The organism is Horticoccus luteus (assembly GCF_019464535.1).
Lineage (GTDB): Bacteria > Verrucomicrobiota > Verrucomicrobiia > Opitutales > Opitutaceae > Horticoccus > Horticoccus luteus.
This window is the reverse complement of the sequence record NZ_CP080507.1, coordinates 2856926-2876344: the sequence shown is the minus strand read 5'-3', so window position 1 is coordinate 2876344 and position 19419 is coordinate 2856926. Positions and strand designations below refer to the sequence as shown.

16 protein-coding genes are annotated in these 19419 nt (G+C 63.9%); 11 read left to right on the top strand and 5 right to left on the bottom strand.

Annotated features, from left to right (window positions below; all coding sequences use genetic code 11):
• The first annotated feature begins 160 nt into the window (after positions 1-160).
• On the top strand, positions 161-1108 hold the full coding sequence (locus K0B96_RS11730; protein ID WP_220161085.1) for a UDP-glucuronic acid decarboxylase family protein: 948 nt from the start codon (positions 161-163) through the stop codon (positions 1106-1108).
• 86 nt (positions 1109-1194) lie between these two features.
• Here K0B96_RS11730 and K0B96_RS11725 read toward each other — a convergent pair whose 3' ends face one another.
• Positions 1195-2085: a diacylglycerol/lipid kinase family protein gene (locus K0B96_RS11725; RefSeq protein WP_220161084.1), complete on the bottom strand. Its 891-nt coding sequence runs from the start codon at positions 2083-2085 to the stop codon at positions 1195-1197.
• A gap of 379 nt (positions 2086-2464) precedes the next feature.
• Here K0B96_RS11725 and K0B96_RS11720 point away from each other — a divergent pair, with 379 nt between their 5' ends.
• Positions 2465-5092: a DEAD/DEAH box helicase gene (locus tag K0B96_RS11720; protein ID WP_220161083.1), complete on the top strand. Its 2628-nt coding sequence runs from the start codon at positions 2465-2467 to the stop codon at positions 5090-5092.
• An 85-nt stretch (positions 5093-5177) separates the two neighbouring features.
• Positions 5178-6971, top strand: a complete 1794-nt coding sequence (locus tag K0B96_RS11715) for a ClcB-like voltage-gated chloride channel protein (protein WP_220161082.1) — start codon at positions 5178-5180, stop codon at positions 6969-6971.
• Positions 6972-7010: 39 nt separating this feature from the next.
• Here K0B96_RS11715 and K0B96_RS11710 read toward each other — a convergent pair whose 3' ends face one another.
• Positions 7011-8882 (bottom strand): SulP family inorganic anion transporter, encoded by a 1872-nt coding sequence (locus K0B96_RS11710; RefSeq protein ID WP_220161081.1) that lies wholly within the window; start codon positions 8880-8882, stop codon positions 7011-7013.
• Positions 8883-9209: 327 nt separating this feature from the next.
• Here K0B96_RS11710 and K0B96_RS11705 point away from each other — a divergent pair, with 327 nt between their 5' ends.
• From K0B96_RS11705 to K0B96_RS11670, 8 genes are all read left to right on the top strand, one after another.
• Complete coding sequence (locus K0B96_RS11705) at positions 9210-10472, top strand: porin (RefSeq protein ID WP_220161080.1); 1263 nt, start codon at positions 9210-9212, stop codon at positions 10470-10472.
• A 25-nt stretch (positions 10473-10497) separates the two neighbouring features.
• The gene (gene pstS / locus K0B96_RS11700) at positions 10498-11502 is read left to right on the top strand and encodes a phosphate ABC transporter substrate-binding protein PstS (protein ID WP_220161079.1); all 1005 of its coding nucleotides are present in this window, start codon (positions 10498-10500) and stop codon (positions 11500-11502) included.
• 66 nt (positions 11503-11568) lie between these two features.
• On the top strand, positions 11569-12537 hold the full coding sequence (gene pstC / locus K0B96_RS11695; RefSeq protein ID WP_220161078.1) for a phosphate ABC transporter permease subunit PstC: 969 nt from the start codon (positions 11569-11571) through the stop codon (positions 12535-12537).
• A gap of 68 nt (positions 12538-12605) precedes the next feature.
• Positions 12606-13406, top strand: coding sequence for a phosphate ABC transporter permease PstA (pstA, locus tag K0B96_RS11690; protein WP_220161077.1), 801 nt, complete (start codon positions 12606-12608; stop codon positions 13404-13406).
• A gap of 9 nt (positions 13407-13415) precedes the next feature.
• A complete protein-coding gene (pstB, locus tag K0B96_RS11685; protein WP_220161076.1) occupies positions 13416-14240 on the top strand; it encodes a phosphate ABC transporter ATP-binding protein PstB in 825 nt (274 codons plus the stop codon).
• Between the two features lie 14 nt (positions 14241-14254).
• Positions 14255-14938, top strand: coding sequence for a phosphate signaling complex protein PhoU (gene phoU, locus K0B96_RS11680; RefSeq protein ID WP_220161075.1), 684 nt, complete (start codon positions 14255-14257; stop codon positions 14936-14938).
• Positions 14913-15605 carry a response regulator gene (locus K0B96_RS11675; protein WP_220161074.1) on the top strand — a complete coding sequence of 231 codons (693 nt, stop codon included), beginning with the start codon at positions 14913-14915 and terminating at the stop codon, positions 15603-15605. The genes phoU and K0B96_RS11675 overlap by 26 nt, the downstream gene beginning before the upstream one ends.
• Entirely contained in the window at positions 15602-16789 is a 1188-nt protein-coding gene (locus tag K0B96_RS11670) for a sensor histidine kinase (protein WP_220161073.1), read from the top strand. The genes K0B96_RS11675 and K0B96_RS11670 overlap by 4 nt, the downstream gene beginning before the upstream one ends.
• A gap of 5 nt (positions 16790-16794) precedes the next feature.
• Here the strand turns inward: K0B96_RS11670 and K0B96_RS11665 are convergent, their stop codons facing one another.
• From K0B96_RS11665 to K0B96_RS11655, 3 genes are read right to left on the bottom strand one after another with little or no spacing between them, the layout of a single operon-like run.
• Complete coding sequence (locus tag K0B96_RS11665) at positions 16795-17859, bottom strand: inorganic phosphate transporter (protein ID WP_220161072.1); 1065 nt, start codon at positions 17857-17859, stop codon at positions 16795-16797.
• 59 nt (positions 17860-17918) lie between these two features.
• Positions 17919-18557 (bottom strand): DUF47 domain-containing protein, encoded by a 639-nt coding sequence (locus tag K0B96_RS11660; RefSeq protein ID WP_220161071.1) that lies wholly within the window; start codon positions 18555-18557, stop codon positions 17919-17921.
• 55 nt (positions 18558-18612) lie between these two features.
• Complete coding sequence (locus K0B96_RS11655; RefSeq protein ID WP_220161070.1) at positions 18613-19404, bottom strand: ElyC/SanA/YdcF family protein; 792 nt, start codon at positions 19402-19404, stop codon at positions 18613-18615.
• Positions 19405-19419: the final 15 nt, after the last annotated feature.

Here is a 19419-nt window from a genome sequence, read left to right as displayed (position 1 = left end):
TGATGCAGGCTGACGGAAATCGCCGTCGCGAGGGGGTTGACCTTTAAGAGAGCCGTGATGGCGAATGGCGGGGCGGAAGACAAGTCGTTAGCCAGATGGCACCGGGCGGAAGTTTTGCTCGCGAACCAAAGCGCGCATTCCAAGTCTTTGAGGCCAACTTATGCGTATCCTCGTCACCGGCGGCGCCGGCTTTTTAGGCTCCCATCTTTGCGACCGGCTGCTGCGCGACGGTCATGAAGTCATCTGCATCGACAACCTCTTCACGGGGCAAAAGGCGAACATCGCGCACCTGCTGCCGAATCCGCGCTTCGAGTTCGTGCGGCACGACGTGACCGATCCGTTCAAATATGAAGTGGACCAGATCTACAATCTGGCGTGTCCGGCGTCGCCTCCGCACTACCAGTATAATCCGATCAAGACGATCAAGACGTCGGTGATGGGCGCAATCAACTGCCTCGGCCTGGCGAAACGGGTGCGGGCGCGGGTGTTTCAGGCGAGCACGAGTGAAGTTTACGGCGATCCCTCGGTGCATCCGCAGCCGGAGAGTTACTGGGGCAACGTGAATCCGATCGGCAAACGTTCGTGTTACGATGAGGGCAAGCGGTGCGCGGAGACGTTGTTCTTCGATTACCACCGGGAAAACCACCTGGACATCCGCGTCATCCGGATTTTCAACACGTATGGTCCGCGGATGCATCCGAACGACGGGCGCGTGGTGTCGAACTTCATCGTGCAGGCGTTGCGCGGCGAGGACCTCACGATCTACGGCGACGGCAAGCAGACGCGGTCGTTTTGTTTTGTGGACGATTTGATCGAAGGATTTGTGCGGTTCATGGCGCAGACGGAAACGGTGGGGCCGATGAATCTCGGCAATCCGGGGGAATTCACGATGATTGAGCTGGCGGAGCTGACGTTGAAGCTGGTGGGCGGCCAATCGAAGATCGTGCACCGGCCGTTGCCGTCGGACGACCCGAAGCAGCGGCAGCCGGACATCACGCTCGCGAAGAAAGTGCTGGGCTGGGAGCCGCGGGTGCCGCTGGAGGAAGGGTTGAAGCGCACAATCGAGTATTTCCGGTCGCGGGTGAGCGAAGGCGGCCGGGCGAGCTAAGGGGCGGAGTTTTCTGGGGGAGGGCGCTCGCGCGTGCGGTGAGAGTGGCGTGCCGCGGTGATCCGGAGCGGCCGCCCGGAGCCGAATCATGCGGTGCGCACGGGCACGACTACGCGCAGGCTGCGAGGAGTGACGGCGACCTCGACGCGCGGGCCGGCGGGATGGGTTTCACCGTCGGTATGCAGCAGGCCGGGCGCATCGCGCTCGATGATGAACCGGGGTGCCCGCAGATGCACGACGTGGGCGCTGCGATCGAACCCACCGAGGAAAAGCCGGCTTGCGAGCAGCACCGCCGCGACCGAACCCACGGGACGAACGGCGACGAGATTGAGGAGGCCGTCATCCACGCGGGCGCCGGGTGCGAGGCGGGCGTTGTTGCCGTATTGATCGGCGTTGAGGACGCCGATGAGCAGCGCATCGAGCGCGAAGGTCGCTGCGCCGGTCGAGATCGAACAATGCAACGTGGGCCGGCGACGCCACGTCGCGAGCGTGGTCGTGACGTAAGCGGTCAAGCCGCGGCGGGGGTGTTCGTTGAACTCATGGACGATGTCGGCATCGAAGCCGACGCCCATGGCGGTGAGGAAAAGGTGGCCGTCGGCGAGACCGGTGTCGATCGGGAGGATTGGCGCAGCGGCGTCCGTCGCGAGGGCAAGAGCGGCGGGGAGCGCACGGGGCAGCCCAAGGTGGCGCGCGAGGCCGTTGCCGGAGCCACGGGCGATGATCGCGAGCGCGGCGGATGTGCCGAGGAGGCCTTGGGCGACTTCGTTGACGGTGCCATCGCCTCCGACGGCGACGATGCGTTCGCAACCTTGAGCGGCGGCGGTGCGGGCCAGTTCGATGGCGTGATGGCGGGCGGTGGTCAGGGCGATGTCCGCATCGAGGGAATGCGCGCGAACGTAGGCAGCGAGGTCGGCGGCGAGGTGGGGCGTGCGCAGGTTGGCGCCGGAGCGGGGGTTGAGGATAAAGCGCAACTTCATGCCGTCCGCGAAGAAATGGGCGGACGCGGCGACGTTGGCGAGCAGATGACGGCGCGACCACGGCGAAAACGCCCGGTTTGGCGGAAAGGACGAGGCGCGAAACGGGGCGGTTGGGAGGGCGGCACGGGTCAAAATGAGGGCGCCAAGGATGCGAGGCGGCAGAAAATCGCGGGGCAAACGGATAAATTTTCCGGCGTCAAAATGAGAGCGGTGATGCGTTGCTGGCGTGGTTAAACGCTTGACCTGTTCGTTCGCAGGCGAGGGCGGGTGACGGCGGGCGGATACGGTGCGCCGGAACGAAAACGCGAGACCGCCGAAAGTTTGCGCTTTCAGGATTGCACTGCGGATTTCGGTTTCTACGGTCGCCCTTTTTCCCCGGATGCAGTCGCACGGTCCTAAGCGAGTCTATACCCCTCAATCGCTGGAATTCTGGTTCAACCGCCTCGAAAACGACTGGGCAGAGTCGTTCAGCGCGGGACAACTGGAGGAAGGCCGTCGCATCTATCGGGACGGCGAAGTCCGCGAGCTTGAATTGACCGACAAGGACGCGATCGTCCATCGGCGCATCGAGAAACGCGACGAATACGCGGTCATCGAATGGGATTCCGACGGGCTGTCGGTGCGGTCGTCGTCCACCAATCTCGATTTGGCGCGGGCGCTGGCGGTGGCGGGCTTGCACGAGATCGAGGAATTGGTGGCGGACGAGATATCGCCGCTGCCGGAAACGGACGTGCGCACCCAGGGCCCGGCGGCGAACGGGCACAACGGGCACGGGCCGGCGGCGGGCAATGGCGCGACCGGCGTCGCGGCGGCGGTGCGCGGGGCGCTGGAGCAGAGCAGCTCGCGGCCGCTTTTACTGGCGTTCAAGACGAAGACGGTGGGGCTGACGTTTCAGGCGTTCTGGCAGGAGGCGGATGGCAAGACGCGGCATCCGGCGCTGGGGCTGGCGGCGCACGCGAATGGCAACGGGCATGTGACTTCGGCGGAGCGGGCGAAGTTGATCGGCTTGGCGGCTTACGCGCGGAAGGCCCATTTCCACTACCAGCAGGACACTTCGGTTTACGTGTTGGAATCGCTGGTGGAGATTCCGAACTTCCTGAAGAGCGTGCTGCCGGCGTGGCGGCGGATGTTCAATGTGGAGTTGGATGATCGCTCGACGAATCTCACGTCGGGCACGCGCACGCTGGACATCGAGGCGGTCGCGGAACGCTCGGCGGGCGCGCCGGCCGGCGGCCGGGGCGACGAGACGCGGTTGAACCTGCGGTGGATCTTCCGGGCCGGCGAGCGGATGCTCACGGACACGGAAGTGTCGGCCTTGCTGAAGCGCGAAGGCGCGGCGACGATTCTGCCCAACCTGGGGATCGTGGCGCTGGCGCCGGAGAAATGGGCGTCGTTCAAGGCGTGGCGCGACAACGTGGAGGAGACGCATCGGCACGGGGCGACGGACGAGGCGTTGTCGCCGTATTTGATTTTTTCGCTGTTCAACGACGCGCGGCTGAAGCTCACGTTGTCACCGGAGATGGAGGTGTGGCGGCAGCGGGTGCTGGCGGCCGATGCGGCGGAGCGGACGTTGCCGGAGATTTTGCGGCCGTATCAAAAGCGCGGGGTGGAGTGGCTGGCGCATCTGTGCGATGTGGGTTGCCACGGTTTGCTCGCGGACGAGATGGGCCTCGGCAAGACGCTGCAGGTGATCTCGCTCCTGGCGTCGCGCCCGGTGCCGGAAGCGCCGAGCTTGATCGTGTGCCCGGCGAGCGTAGTGCCGGTGTGGCGCGAAGAGATCGCCAAGTTTTTCCCGCATCTGGCGGTCGAGGTGTTGAAGACGGGGCATGATTTCACGACCGGCGGCAACTCGGTCATCTGGCTCGCGAGCTACACGCAACTGCGCAAACACCGGGAGTTGCTCGCCAAGCAGGAGTTTGGCTACGCGGTGCTCGACGAGGGGCAGTTCATCAAGAATCCGGATGCGAAGATCACGCAGACGTGTTTCGCGCTGCGGGCGCGGCACCGGATCGTGCTGACCGGGACGCCGCTGGAAAACCGGCAGCTCGATCTGTGGTCGATCTTCCGCTTTTTGCTGCCGGGCCTGCTCGGCTCGCGCACGGCGTTTGAGGGCGCGTTGAACGGCGATCGCAACGGCACGCTCGATCGTCTGCGCGCGCAACTGGCGCCGTTCATCCTGCGCCGGACGAAAAAGGAAGTGGCGCAAGAGCTGCCGCCGAAGGTGGAGATGGATTTACTCTGTCCGATGACGGAGGTGCAGCGGGCGGACTACGCGAAGATTTGTGCGGAGGGTTTGGAACGCCTCGGCGATGACGTGGGGGCGGCGATGCGGGAGAAGAGCTTCGGCTTCCTCGCGTTGCTCACGCGGCTGCGGCAGACGTGCTGCGATCCCGACATGTTGCCATGGCGCAAGTCGCCTTTGAGCGACTCCGGCAAGATCACGCTGTTGGTGGAGAAGCTCTCGGAGATCGTGGGCAACGGCCACAAGGTCGTCATCTTCTCGCAGTTCGTGATGTTGCTCGAGCGCGTGCGCGAGGCGATCGCGGCGCAGTTTCCCGATCTGCCGCGGCATGAGCTCACGGGCATGACGCTCGACCGGCTGAAACCGGTGCAGGCGTTTCAAAACACGCCGGGCGCAGGAGTGATGTTGGTGTCGCTGAAGGCGGCGGGCACGGGCATCACGCTGCATGCGGCGGATTACGTTTTCCTGCTCGATCCGTGGTGGAATCCGGCGGTCGAGGCGCAGGCGGTGGATCGCGTCCATCGCATCGGGCAGACGAACACAGTCTTCGTTTATCGCATGGTCACGGCAGGCACGATCGAGGAGCGGATCCAGGCGTTGCAGGAACAGAAGAAAGACCTGTTCGACAAACTGGTGGGCGGGCTCGGCGGCGATTTCGATTTGAGCCAGCACTTCACGTCGTTGCGCGGTCTGGTGCAGCTCACGCAGCAGGTCGAACAGGAATCGCCGGTCGAACGTGAGCTCGAGACTTACACGGTGGATTGACGCGGCGGTGCGCGGGTGGCCTTTCACCGCGCGCGCGGCGGGCCGCGCTTGTTTTCGAGTTCCCTGCTGCTAAGGTGCGCCCCTGATGCGAAAGTCCGCCGCGATCAAAGTCGTCACTGATCCGGCGACCCTGTGGTTGCGTCAGATGATGCGCCAGCTGCGCTGGCGGGTATGGCTGCAGGAGAAACTGCAACCGACGGAGTGGCAGATCACCCTCGCGTGGGCGGCGCTGGCCGGATTTCTCGGCGCGTTGTCATCGCTGCTGTTTGCCTCGTTGAGCGAGGGCGTGCACGAGCTGCTGACGCACTCGAGCGCGGGCGTGGTGGAATCGATGCGCGAACTGCCGTGGTGGGCGACGCTGCTGGTGCCGGCGGCGGGGGGCGGTCTCGCAGGACTCGTGCTGCTGCTCGGCCAGCGTTTCACGCGGCTGAAAAACTCGACCGATTACATGGAGGCGATCGTGATCGGCACGGGTGACATTCCGGTGCGGGCGAGCTTGGTGAAGAGCGCGGCGGCGTTGTTCACGATCGGCTCGGGCGGTTCGATCGGCCGGGAAGGTCCGATGGTGCAGCTTTCGGCGATGCTGGCTTCGTTGATCGGGCGGTGGCGGCAGTTTACGCGGCCGCAACTGCGTTTGCTCGTCGCGTGCGGAGCGTCCGCGGGCATTGCGTCGGCTTACAACGCGCCGATTGCGGGTTCGTTTTTCGTGGCGGAGATCATCCTCGGCACGATCGCCATGGAGAGCCTGGGGCCGCTGGCGGTTTCGGCGGTCGTCGCGGCGTTGACGGTGCGAATGCTGACGAGCGCCGAGCATCTTTATCGGGTGCCGGCGTTCACGATTTCGTCGCCGCTGGAGATGGCGCCCTACGTGGTGCTGGCGTTGATCGCCGGCACGCTGGCCCCGTTGTTTCTGCGTTCGCTGCAGCGGATGGAGGAGTTGTTTCACTCGTTCAAAGCACCACCGGGAGTGAGGCTGGCGCTGGGCGGATTGATCGTGGGCGCGCTCGCGATCGCAGTCCCGGAGGTCTGCGGCAATGGCTACTCGGTCGTGGTCTCCATCCTGAACGGGCAACTGCCGTGGACGCTGCTGGCGCTGGTGTTTCTCAGCAAGTGGGTGGCCACGGCGTCGTCGGTCGGCTCGGGTGCGCCCGGCGGGGTGTTCACGCCATCGCTGTTCATGGGAGCGAGCACGGGATTTCTGTTCGGGACGGCGATTCACTCGGTGTGGCCGGGCGGGGCGCCGGATCCGCGGGCGTTCGCGCTGGTGGGCATGGGGGCGTTTCTCTCCGGGGTGAGTCACGCGCCGGTCATGGCCGTGATCATGCTGTTCGAGATGACCTTGAGCTACGACATCATCCTGCCGCTGATGCTGTGCAGCGTGATCGCGTATTACACCGCGAAAGGACTGGAAGACCGGTCCATTTACAGCGACGTGCTGCGGCGCAAGGCCGCGCAGCAACCGGCCCCGGATGCGTTGACGGTGGCAAGGGTGGCGGAGCTGATGAAACTGAAGCCACCGATCGTCTCGCAGAATTCGCGTTTCGACGAAATCGCGCGGCTGTTTCTTTCGGAGCGGGTCAACAATCTCTACGTGGTGGATGCCGATGGGCGGTTTCTCGGCGCGGTGTCGCTCCACGACATCAAGCCGTATCTGGGCGAACCGGATCTCGCGCAACTGGTGTTGGCGAACGACATCATGCGGGAGGATTTTCCGCGCGTGATTGCGGAGGCGCCGTTGAGCGATGCGTTGGGCAAATTTCTGGAGTGCGAGGCGCAACGGTTGCCGGTCACCGATGCGACGGGCCGGCTGCTCGGCAGTTTGTCGAAGAACGATTTGCTGCTGGCCTTGGTGGAAAAGCGAAAGAAGCCGCCGGCGTAGAGCGCGCGGGCGCGAGCCGTCGAGGCAACCGCGGCAAAATCAGGCCCGGGGCGGTTCGGCGGCGGGTGCCGCGGGAGTAGGGGCGACGGCCGCAGGCGTGGTGCCGGGCGTGCCGGCTTCGAAAAAGAGCCGCACCTCGGGCTTCTGGTCCGGGAGCAGATCCTTCGCGCGGCGCAGGGCGCGGCGGGTGGCGGACATGGGATTCTCTTCGGCGGGGAAAATATTTTCGGCGCCAAATTGATCGAGCAGACCGCTGTTGCGCAGCACGGCGGTGACATCGGGATTGCTGCCGCTGACGAGGAGATGGCGATTCGTCTGGCGCAGGTAATCGTGAAGCGTTTCCAGCGCCATGACAGTCGAGGCGTCGAGGTGGCGCGCATTTTTCATGCGCAGGATGAAGACGCGGATGTCCTGGTTTTCGGCGAGGCGGCGCACTTCTTCTTGGAAGAGATCGGCGGCGCCGAAGTAGAGATCGCCCTCGACGTGGATGATGGAAATCTGCGGATGCGAGCGCTGGCTGGGGTTCTGCAGCGCGGCGAGATTGCCTTCGGGATTGATCGCATATTCCGCGAGCGTCGGCGTGCTGGTTTTTTGCAGGAACAGCGCGAGGGCGATGCCGATGCCGGTGTAAATGGCGGTGTCGAGTTTCAGCAGGAGGCAGGAGCCGAGAGTGACGGCAAACACGATGGCGTCGGACTTGGTCGAGCGGCAGGCGATGCGGATCTGGTGGCGGTTGATCATCTTCACGCCGACGCGGATCAGATGGGCGGCGAGGGCGGCGATGGGGATGTAGTTGAAGACCGGGGTGACGAACAGCAGGGCGAAGAGCACAACGAAGCTGCTGAGGATGGACGCCATCTGCGTGCGTGCGCCGCTTTGCATGTTGACCGCGGAACGGGAAAACGACGACGAACCCGGGACGGCGCCGAAGAGCGCGCAGGCGATGTTGGCGGCGCCCATGCCCATGAGTTCCTGGTTGGGCTCGATCTTCTGGCCGCTTTTGCCGGCGAGCGATTTCGTGATCGAGGCGGCTTCGAGCATCCCGAGGATGGAAATGGCGAACGCGGTGCCGGCGAGTTCGGGCAGGAGCTGCAGTTTTGTGGCGCCGAAATGAAAGCCGGTGAAGGCCGGAAACACGGCGTGCAACGCGCCTTCGTCGCGCACCATGCGGAAAGGCGTTTCGAGGTCGAAGGTGGTGAACAGGCGCGCCACGATGCCGAGGAGGGCGAGGCCGATCAGCGCTTCGGGCCAGGTTGGCCGCCACCGGCGCAGGCCCAGGAAAATGACGAGCGTCAGCACGCCGATCACGACCGCCCACGGTTGCACCGTGAGGGTGGCGAGGTGCGTGACGGCCTGCTCGACGTTGGTCAGAAACGTTTGCGCGGGACCGACGTCGTAACCGAGGAAATTATGGAGCTGGCTGCCGATGAGGAGCACGCCGATGCCGGTGCTGTAACCGACGACCACGGAGCGGGAGATGAATTTCGTGATTTCGCCGAAGTTGAGCAGACCGGCGAGGAACTGGATCACCCCGATGAGCAGGGCGAGGTAGATGGCGAGCTGCAGCGGTGCGAGGCCCGAGGCGGAATTGGCCGCGATGGTGGCGGCGACGATCAGGCTGATCGAGCTCGTGGGGCCGAAAACGTGATGGTGGGAAGAGAAGAAGAGCGAGCCCACGAATCCGCCGATGATCACGGCGGCGATGACGGGTTGCGGCGGGAGATTGAGGATCAGCGAGAAGCCGATGGCCTGCGGAATCGAGACGAGGGTGAGCGTGGCGCCGGCGAGCAGGTCGGCGCGGAACTTGGCCCACGAGTAGTGCCGCAGCTCGTGGAGGAACGGGAAGCGCACCTTGAACATCTGCGAACTCAAGGCGGTGACGTCGCTCGTCAGTTCGGACACAATGGGCATCGGGTTTTGTGGTGCGGTTAGGAGGACAAACGCGAGCGTGATGACACTAGCGCAGTTAAGCGGATGAATTTCGGAAAGCGGCTGGCCAAGGCAACTCGAACCACGAACGAGGGTGTTCGCGTCCCAAACGTTAAGCAAAAAGTGCGGGTCACGGCACAGGGGCAGGGGAATTCAGGAAGGCCCGGGAGCCGCCGCAGCGGCCGCCATAAAGGAGAGGCACCGAAACGCTAAGCGTTGTGCCGGATTTGTCACGTGGCCGCCATCTGTTCGTAACAAACCTCCGTTAGATTGGCGCCGTTCTCTCACTCCAACCGAAGAAAACATCTCATGTTGTCACTCAAATCAAAATGGACCGCTGTCCTCGGAGCTGCGTTGCTCGCGACCGGAACGATCCTGGCCCAAGATAGCAAGGCGTTGCTGGATGTCTTGGTGCACAAGGGGATTCTGACCAACGACGAGGCAGTCCAGATCAGCAAGGAACTCGCGAAGAGCACCACCGCGACGGAGGTCTCCACGTCGAAGGGCAAATACCTCCAGAAGCTGACGCTCAGCGGCCGCTTTCAGATCCAATACGCCGGGCTGAGCACCGATATCGACGGCACCGACGCCGACCCGGCGGCCACCAATCACCTTTTTCTCCGTCGCTTGTATGTCGGCGCGAAGGCCGAACTCGGCAACGGGTGGACCGGCAACTTGAATTACGATTTCGCCGGCTCGACCTTCGACGCGGCGTTCGTGCAGTGGAAGAAGAGCGACGAGCTGGTGCTCGACATCGGCTTCCGCAAAGTCCCGTTCGGCCTGGAGGAGTGGTATACTTCCAGCAGCAACCTGCGCGCGATCGAGCGGTCGCCGGGCACACGCTTTTTCGTCGAGGGCAACAACGGTCGTCGCCTCGGCGCCGGCAGCTATCGCACGGGCCTCTTCCTCGGCGGCAAGACGACCAACGGGCTTTTCTACAACGTCGCTCTCACCAATCCGGAGCGTGACGAGTCCGCCGCCGGCGTCACTGGTCAGGGCAGCGCCGCCACCAACACCCTGGCCTACTGGGGCAACGTCGGCTACAGCGGCAAGGCGGCCGCCACGACCTACGTCGTCAGCGGCTCGGTCGGCGTATTGCCTGATCAAGGCGGCAAGGCGATCGGCACCGGCAGCGACCTCACGGTTTATAACGCGTTCAGCGAAATCACGAATGGGCCGTTCGATCTCCAACTGGAGTATTTCGCCAGCAAGAACGACAACGGCCGGGCTGCCGGGCGCGACGCCCACAGTTGGGCGTTTTCCGTCCAGCCCGCCTACAAAGTCACCGACAGGCTCGAACTCGTCGGGCGCTACACCTACGTCGGCTCCGATGGTCGCGGCCTGACGACCAGTGATCTGATTCGCTCGGCGCCGAGCGGCGGCACGATGAACGAGCTCACCGAATGGTTCGGCGGCCTCAACGTCTATCTGCGCGGCAACGACGTGAAGTGGCAGATCGGCTACATCCACGGCGAAAGCCGGGACCTTGTGAACGGAGCCGGCAACGTCGTCAAAGGCACCGGCAAGGCCACCACGGACGGCGTCCGCAGCATGATGCAGCTCAACTTCTGATTTCCTCACCCAGTTCGAAAACACCATGAAAAAAATACTCGCACTCGCCGCTTGGGCGGCCCTGACGGCGTCCGTTTGCTCGGCGCAAATGTTGATCAACGGTGCCGGAGCTTCCTTCCCGCAGCCGCTCTATACCAAATGGTTTTCCGCCTACGCGCAGGTCGATCGCTCCGTGCGCTTCAACTACCAAGGCATCGGTTCGGGCGGCGGCCAAAAGCAAATCCTCGCTGAGACGGTCGACTTCGGCGCCTCGGACGGTCCCATGTCCGACGAGAACCTCGCCAAAGCGCCGCGTCCGCTGTGGCACATCCCGACTGTCGCCGGCGCGGTGGTGATCTGTTACAACCTGCCGGGGCAACCGAAACTGAAGCTTGAGGGCGGCACGATCGCGCGAATTTTCCTGGGTAAAATCACCAAGTGGAATGATGCCGCCATCACCGCGCAGAACCCGGGCATGGAACTGCCGGATCGCGAGATCCTGGTCGTTCATCGTTCAGACGGCAGTGGAACTTCCTACATTTTCACCGACTACCTGAGCGCCGTGGACCAGGAATGGGCCGAGAAGGTCGGCAAGAACACGGCCGTCAAGTGGCCGGTCGGCCTTGGAGGCAAAGGTAATGCCGGCGTGACGGGGCAGATTCAGCAATCCCCGGGCGCGATTGGTTACGTCGAGCTCGCTTACGCGAAACAAAATCACCTGCCGTATGCCGCTGTGAAGAACGCCGCGGGACATTACGTTGAACCGTCCATCGCGTCGGTCACGGCGGCGCTCGCATCCGCCACGGTTCACGACGACTTCCGCTTTTCCATGGTCAACGCGCCGGGTGCGGAGGCTTACCCGATTGCGGGCGCCACGTGGCTGCTGGTGTATGGGCAGCAGAAGAATCCGGCGAAAGGGCAGAAGCTCGTCGAATTTCTCCAGTGGGCGTTCACGAAAGGGGAGACGATGGCCGCCGCGCTCGACTATGCGCCGCTGCCGGCTGATCTCCAGGCGCGGGTGCTGAAGCAGGTGCAAGCGATCAAATACTAGAGGAGTTGCTTCTTGCGCCGAATCTGTCCTCCACAAAAGGTCGCTCCACGCGCGCCGATCTCGCCCATGACTGGTCCTTTCTCCCTCGCACGATTTTCGCCGCTGAGAAAATCGGCACATTGGCCCGACCGGAGCTTCCGCTGGATGGCGTTGCTGGCGGTGGCAGCCATCATCGGTTTGATCGGGCTGGTGGGGTGGCAGCTTTATTCCGGTTCACGGCTCGCCGTGGAGAAGTTCGGCTTCAGCTTTCTGACGAGCACAAAGTGGGATCCCGTGTCGGACGAGTTTGGGGCTCTGCCGTTTATCTTCGGCACATTGGTTTCCTCTTTGATCGCGCTGATTATCGCGGTGCCGCTCGGGATCGCCACCGCGCTATTTTTGACGGAGATGGCGCCGCAGAAAATGCGCCAGCCGGCCATCATGGTGATCGAAATGCTGGCAGCGGTGCCCAGTGTGATCTTCGGCTTATGGGGCATCTTTGTGCTGATTCCCTGGCTGCGGGACCATTTGTTTCAGTGGCTGCGCGACACGCTGGGGTTTCTGCCCTTCTTTCAGGGCCCGATCTATGGCGTAAGCATGCTCGCCGGAGGCATCATCGTCGCGATCATGATTCTGCCGATCGTGACTGCGATCTCCCGCGAGATTTTGCGGTCGGTGCCGAAGCTGCAACGGGAGGCGGCCTATGCGCTCGGTGCGACGCATTGGGAAGTGATCCGGATCGCGGTGTTGGGCTATGCCCAGCGAGGACTGTTTGGGGCGGCGGTTCTCGGGCTTGGGCGCGCCCTCGGCGAGACGATGGCGGTCACGATGGTCATTGGAAACCGGCCGGAGATCAAAGCATCGCTGTTCGCTCCGGGTTACACACTCGCCAGCGTCATCGCCAACGAGTTCACCGAGGCGACGAGCGACGTTTATCTCAACTCTTTGTTCGAGCTCGGCCTCGTCCTGTTTGCGCTCACGATTTTAGTCAACGCCGCTGCGCAATTGATGCTGCGACGGCTGGCGGGCTCCGGCCCGGGCAAGGTGGCGGGATGAGCGCGCCGGCACAGTCATGGACGCCGAGCGCAGCACTGGCGCGCGCCCGGCGCCGGAAGAGCAAACTCATGCGCGTGGTGCTCGGGCTCTGCGCCCTGCTGGCGGCGGCGCCCTTGTTTTGCGTGCTGTATTTTCTCGTGCGCGAAGGTGCCTCGGCGCTGGACTGGAATTTTTTCACGCAGCTGCCCAAGCCGGCGGGCGAACCGGGAGGCGGGATGGCTCCCGCCATCGTGGGCACGTTGACGTTGCTCGCGCTGGCAACGGTGGTCGGCGTGCCGGTGGGCGTGATGGGTGGCGTTTATCTCGCGGAATATGGTCATCCGCGGGCGAACGGCTGGATCCGGTTTGCCGCGGACGTGCTCAACGGTGTGCCGTCGATCGTGTGGGGCATGGTGGTTTACACGTTGCTCGTCGTGCCGCTTAAATCTTTTTCAGCTTACGCGGGCGGCGTGGCGTTGGGCTTGATCATGATTCCACTCGTGATGCGGACGACAGATGAAGTGCTGGCGCTCGTGCCGCAAAGCTACCGCGAGGCGGCGCTCGCCCTGGGCATCCCGCGCTGGAAGATCATCACGGTGATCGTAATGAAGACGGCGCTGCGAGGGATCGTCACGGGCGTGTTGGTCGCGCTGGCGCGAGTGGCCGGCGAGACGGCGCCTTTGCTGTTCACTGCGCTCGGCAATAATTTTTGGAACCAGAGTCTCGCGGAACCCATCGCGGCGCTCCCCCTGCAGATCTTTACGTATGCGATTTCGCCGTATGACGACTGGCACCGCCAGGCGTGGGCGGGCGCACTCGTGTTGATGCTGATGATTCTCGTGCTCAATCTTGCCGTCCGTCTCTTCGCGCGCACCAAAACAGTCCGCTAATCTTTTCGCATGGCTTCGCCCACTCCAACTCCCCTGCTTCAGCGGGCCGCCGTCCTTCCACCGCCCGATACGGCAACGCCTCCGGCCTTTGAAGTGAAAGATTTTTCGCTCTGGTATGGATCCAGCCAGGCACTGGCGGACGTGAGCCTTGGCATTCCGGCCCGCCAGGTCACCGCGATCATCGGTCCGAGCGGGTGCGGCAAGTCGACTTTTCTCCGCGCACTCAACCGCATGCATGAAGTGACACCGGGCACGCGCATCGTCGGTTCGCTCCGCCTTTTCGGCGAAGACCTTTATGCGCGGGGCCGCGATGCGGCGGACGTGCGCCGGCGGGTTGGGATGGTGTTTCAGAAGTCCAATCCTTTCCCCACGATGACCATTGCCGACAACGTGCTGGTCGGCCTCAAGCTCAACGGCGTGCGTGATCGCGCGCTGCTGCAGGAGCGCTTGGAAAATTCACTGCGGATGGCGGCGCTCTGGGATGAGGTGAAGGATAAGTTGGCGCGGCCCGGAATCAGCCTTTCGGGCGGCCAACAGCAGCGGCTCTGCATCGCGCGGGCGCTCGCGGTGGAGCCGGAAGTGTTGCTCATGGACGAGCCTTGTTCGGCGCTCGATCCCATCGCCACGGCGAAAATCGAGGAGCTTATCCAACAACTCCGCGAACGGTTCACCGTGGTCATCGTGACGCACAACATGCAGCAGGCGGCGCGCTGCTCCGATCGCACGGCGTTCTTCTATCTCGGCCGGCTCGTCGAGTTTAGCACGACGCGCGATCTTTTCACGAACCCCGCCAATCCCCAGACCGAGGCGTATGTCTCCGGCCGCTTTGGCTAAGCGCACCTCTTCTCATGACGCATTACTCCGATGAGCTCAGTCGGTTGAAGCAAACGCTGCTGGCGATGGCCAGCCACGCGGAGTCAGCCGTTGCCCGCGCGATGCGGGCCTTGGCCGAGCGCGACGACACCCTCGCGCAAGCGGTGATCGAGGACGACAACATCGTCGACCAGTTCGAAATCGAGGTGGATGATATCGCGATCCACCTGCTGACGAAAGCCCCGCTCGCGACGGATCTGCGCCTCATCACGGTGGCGATGAAGATATCGCAGAACCTGGAGCGGATTGGCGATGAAGCGTGCACGATGGCCCGCCGGTCACTGGACCTCGGGCGCGAGCCGCAGCTCAAACCCTACGTCGATCTACCGCGCATGTCGGCGCTGTCGTTGGAGATGCTGCGGGACGCGTTGAACGCCTTTGTTGAACAGAAGCCAGCTCTGGCGCGCACGGTGATTCCGCGCGACGAGGCCGTGGACGACATCAACCGGCAACTGCACCGCGAGCTGGCGAGTTTCATGGTGGAGCGGCCGGCGACCATCTCGCGCGCCCTCGCGCTGATGGTGATTTCCAAAGCGCTCGAGCGCGTGGCCGACCATGCGACGAACATCGCCGAGGAGGTCGTTTTTCTCTACGAAGCGCGCGACATCCGCCACATGGGTTTGAGACAACTGAATGAAACCGAAAATTCTGGTCGTTGACGACGAGCCCGACGCGCTCGAACTACTGGAGCTGAAGCTGCGCGAGGCGGGCTTTGCGCCGGTGCTGGCCAGCGATGGAGCGAAGGCGCTGACGGCGGTGCAAGCGGACCGCCCTGATCTGATCGTGCTCGACTGGATGCTGCCCGAGGTGGATGGCCTTGAGGTGTGCAAAATTTTGCGTCGCGATCCGGCGACCGCGACGATCCCGATCCTCATGCTCACGGCCCGTGCGGCCGAGGCGGACCGGGTGCTGGGCCTCGAACTTGGGGCCGACGACTACGTGGCAAAACCCTACAGCCCGCGCGAACTGGTGCTCCGCATCCGCAAGCTGCTGCAACGCGCGGCGCCGACCGAAGAAGTGGGCGAGCGTCTCCGCTGCGGAGGGTTGGAGATCGATATTCCGGGCCATCGCGTGACGGTGAACGGTGCGGTGGTCGAGTTGACGGCGACTGAATTCAACCTGCTCCTGTTGCTGGCACAGCGCCGCGGGCGGGTCCAAACCCGCGAGCGATTGCTCCAGGACGTCTGGGGCTACGAGGCGGCGATCGATACGCGCACCGTCGACACGCACATGCGCCGGCTGCGGGAGAAAGTCGGCGCGGCGGCGGAGTTCCTCGAAACGATTCGGGGCGTAGGTTACCGCTTTTCAGCGACCCTTGACGCATGAACGTGTTGGGCTTCACCGGGCTCTTGATCGCGGCCGTTTGTGCGTGGGGCTGGTGGTGGGAGCGAGCACGCGGGAAGCGGCGGCAGGCCATCGCCGCCGCGGAGCAGGGGGATTTGCGAGCGCGGCAGGCGCAAGAGTTGGGCGCGACGCGGGAACGCTCCCGTCAATTATTCGACCGCATGCTCGAAGGAGTGATCGTGCTCGACGCCAGCCACCACGTAACGCTCGTCAACCAAGCGGCGCAGGAGCTTTTCCAGACGACGAACGCGACAGGCAGGACTCTGATTGAGGTTGTGCGCAACCACGAGATTGCGACGGTGGCGCGGCGGTTGCCGGCGGAGGAAGCGGTGGCGGGGCATGAGTTGCGACTCGAGGAAACGCCGCCGCGGTTCTTGCAGATCAATGCGGTGACCTTGCGCGATGCGGAGGATCGGGTGAGCGGAGCCGTGCTCGTGTTTCACGACCTGACCCAGGTGCGTAAACTCGAAAGTGCCCGCCAGGAATTTGTCGCCAATGTCAGTCATGAGCTGCGCACGCCGTTGTCCTTGATCAAAGGCGCGGTGGAGATGCTCATCGATGGGCAGGAACGCACGGAGGAAGCCAGCGGGAGATTGTTGAAAATCGTGGACCGCCACGCGAACCGATTGGGGCTTTTGATCGACGACCTGCTGTTGCTGGCGCAGCTCGATTCAGGCCGCGTGCGCCTGAACCTGCAAACGGTCTCCGCCCGGACGCTCGTGCGGGAAGTAGAGGACGACCTGGGGGCTCGGGCGGCGGCGCGCAGGATCGAGCTCCGGAACGAGGTACCGGAGGAATTTTTGGTGAGGGCCGATGCTGACCGCGTGCGGCAAGTTTTCTTCAACCTCATCGACAACGCCCTGAAGTATGGGCGAGACGGCGGCAAGGTGCAGATCGCGGCCCGGGCGCACGCCGAGCGGATCGAGTTCACGGTGCGCGATGATGGTCCAGGGGTCCCGCCGGCGGCGTTGGCGCGGGTCTTCGAGCGCTTTTACCGGGTTGATCGGGCGCGGGCGCGCGAACAGGGCGGCACGGGATTGGGCTTGGCGATCGTGAAGCACGTCGTGCAGGCGCACGGCGGTGCAGTGCGTTGCGAGAGCGTCGTCGGGCGGGGGGCGGCGTTTGTCTTTTCCTTGCCGCGCGCGAACGCGACGGCGGCCGACTAGCACGCTTACTGGCCGAGGGCGTGAAAGAGCTGGGCCAGACCGTAGCCGAGGAGGCCCGTGACGGGAAGCGTGAGCACCCACGCCCAGACGATGCGTTCCACGACGCCCCACTTGACGGCGCTCAAACGCTTCGAGGCGCCGACGCCCATGATCGAGGTGGCGATGACGTGGGTCGTGGAAACGGGAATGCCAAAGACGGAGGCACCGTGGATCACGAGCGCTGCGGTGGTTTCCGCCGCGAAACCGTGCACGGGTTGAAGTTTCACCATCTTATGGCCCATCGTGCGAATGATGCGCCAGCCGCCCGCGGCGGTGCCGGCGGCCATCGTGAGGGCGCACGCGAAGATGACCCAGTAGGGCACGTGAAACGTGGGCGTGTAGAGAAAGTGCGCCCAGGGCGGGACGTGGTCGAAGATCCCGCTTTGCGTGCCAGTGAAAAGCGCGAGGGCGATGATGCCCATCGTTTTTTGCGCGTCGTTCGAGCCGTGGCTGTGGCCCATGAAGCCCGCGCTGATGAGCTGGGCTTTGCCGAAGATCAACTGCACGAGACGCGGCGTGGCTTTGCGGAGCACCACCGTCAGGAGCATCATGAGCAACCAGCCGCCGACAAAGCCGATGAGGGGCGAGGCGAGCATCGGGAGCACGACCTTCGGCCAAAGGCCGTAGTGCGCGCCGTGGGCGTCGATCTCCGACCATTTGAGGACGGCCCAGTTGTCGCCGGCCGTGGCGAGCGCGGCGCCGCACAACCCGCCGACGAGGGCGTGCGAGGAGCTTGAGGGCAGGCCGAGCCACCACGTAAATAAATTCCAGATGATCGCGGACAGGAGCGCGCACAACACGGTCGCCATCGTGACGACGCTCGTATCCACCAGGCCGCGGCCGATGGTGGACGCCACCGCGGTGCCCATCAACGCACCGACGAGATTCCAGCCCGCCGCCCAGACAATCGCGCTGCGCGGCGTGAGAACTTTGGTGGAGACGACCGTCGCGATCGCGTTGGCGGTATCGTGAAAGCCGTTGATGTATTCGAAAACCAGCGCGGCGAGCAGAACGAACAGGAAAAGGGTCATGCGGACACCGGAAAGAGGTTCACAGGTGGGCGGCGGCGGACGCGGGACGACGCGGGGACTTACGCGTGTTTCAAGACGATCTGGACGACGATCACGCCGGCGTTGCGGCAGCGATCGACGGCGCGTTCGACGAGCTCGTAGAGCTCTTGCAGAATGACGATTTCCTTCGCATCGGCGGGACCGTGATAGAGCTCCCGCAGGAGGCCGAGCATGACTTTGTCCGCTTCGCCTTCGGCGTATTGGAGGCGATCGTTGGCTTCACGAATCTTCTCCATCGTCGTGCCCTTGCGCAGTTGTTTCACCATGAACTCGACGGCCTCCGCGGCGGTGGTCAGCAGTTCGGCCTGCCGCTGGAACGCGGCGTGGGGGAAGTGCCCGGGATAGATGGAAATGCGTTCGACGATTTTCTCGACGGACTTCGGGATGCGATAAAGGGCGAACGACAAAGCCTCGATATCCTCGCGCTCAAGCGGCGTGACGAAGGTGCGGCTGAGCTCCTCGTTCATCTGGTAGCGGATGCGCTTCTCCTTGCGGCGACTCTGGACAAAATTGTCCAAACTCGGCTGGGCGACGCCGGCGCGCAGGTCCTGAAGGTAACGAACGAGCAGGCCGATGCTTACGCGCGCTTCATCGGCGCCGGCTTCGAGTAAATCGAAGAACTTCTCGTCTTTCCCGAACAGCTTTTTCAGCGAGAACATCGCCCACGTGACTAGTTGTCGGCGAGCGGTTGGCGAAACAAATTTCCGCGCGTTTTCAAATCCGCCCGCGGAGGTGCAACCACCATAGTCCGAGCCGCTCATGCACGGCCATCGTCGTGCGATCGAGACCGCTGGTATCGAACGTCCAGTCATCCCACCGAAAATCGACGTTGGGGCGCGCTTGAAAATCGGTCGGGCACGCGAGCGCGTTGACGCCGGCGGCGCGAAACAGGGCCATCGCGCGCGGCATGTGCCACGCAGAGGTGACGAGGGCGACCGGGGCGTCGCCGACCAGCGCGCGGGTGGCGTTAGCCTCGTCCTCGGTGTCGCGCGCATCCTCGATTTTGACGAAGCGGTCGCGCGCGATGGCGAGCGAGCCGATGGCGCGCGCGAGGCGGCTGGCGTGGCTTTCGTTGGGCGCGACGGCGGGACCGGAGACGATGACGCGGGCGGCGGGCAACGCGCGGGCGAGGCGCGCACCCTCGACGGCGCGGGCAAAGGCGCTGCTGCTCAGGGAGTGAAGAGCGGGAAAAGCGGGGTTGTCGCTCTGGCCGCCCCCGAGGACGACGATGAATTCGCAGCGGGCGAGCGCGGCAGGAATGGCGTTGGGCGGAGTGAGATCGGGGACCGCGGGATATTCCGCCTCGAGCGGCGCGAGCAGACGCAGGCCGACCTGCTTGTGGCTCGCGAGGAGGAGCGTCAGAAATCCGAGGAGCAGAAAAAACCAGCCGCGCCGGCTTCGGCGCGAGAAGGCGGTGAAAATAAATCCCACGGTGAGCAACAGCAGGGAAAAGGGCAGCGGCATCAGGAAGTAGGAGACCGCTTTCTTGAGCCAAAAAAACATCATTGCCCCGACGCTTTC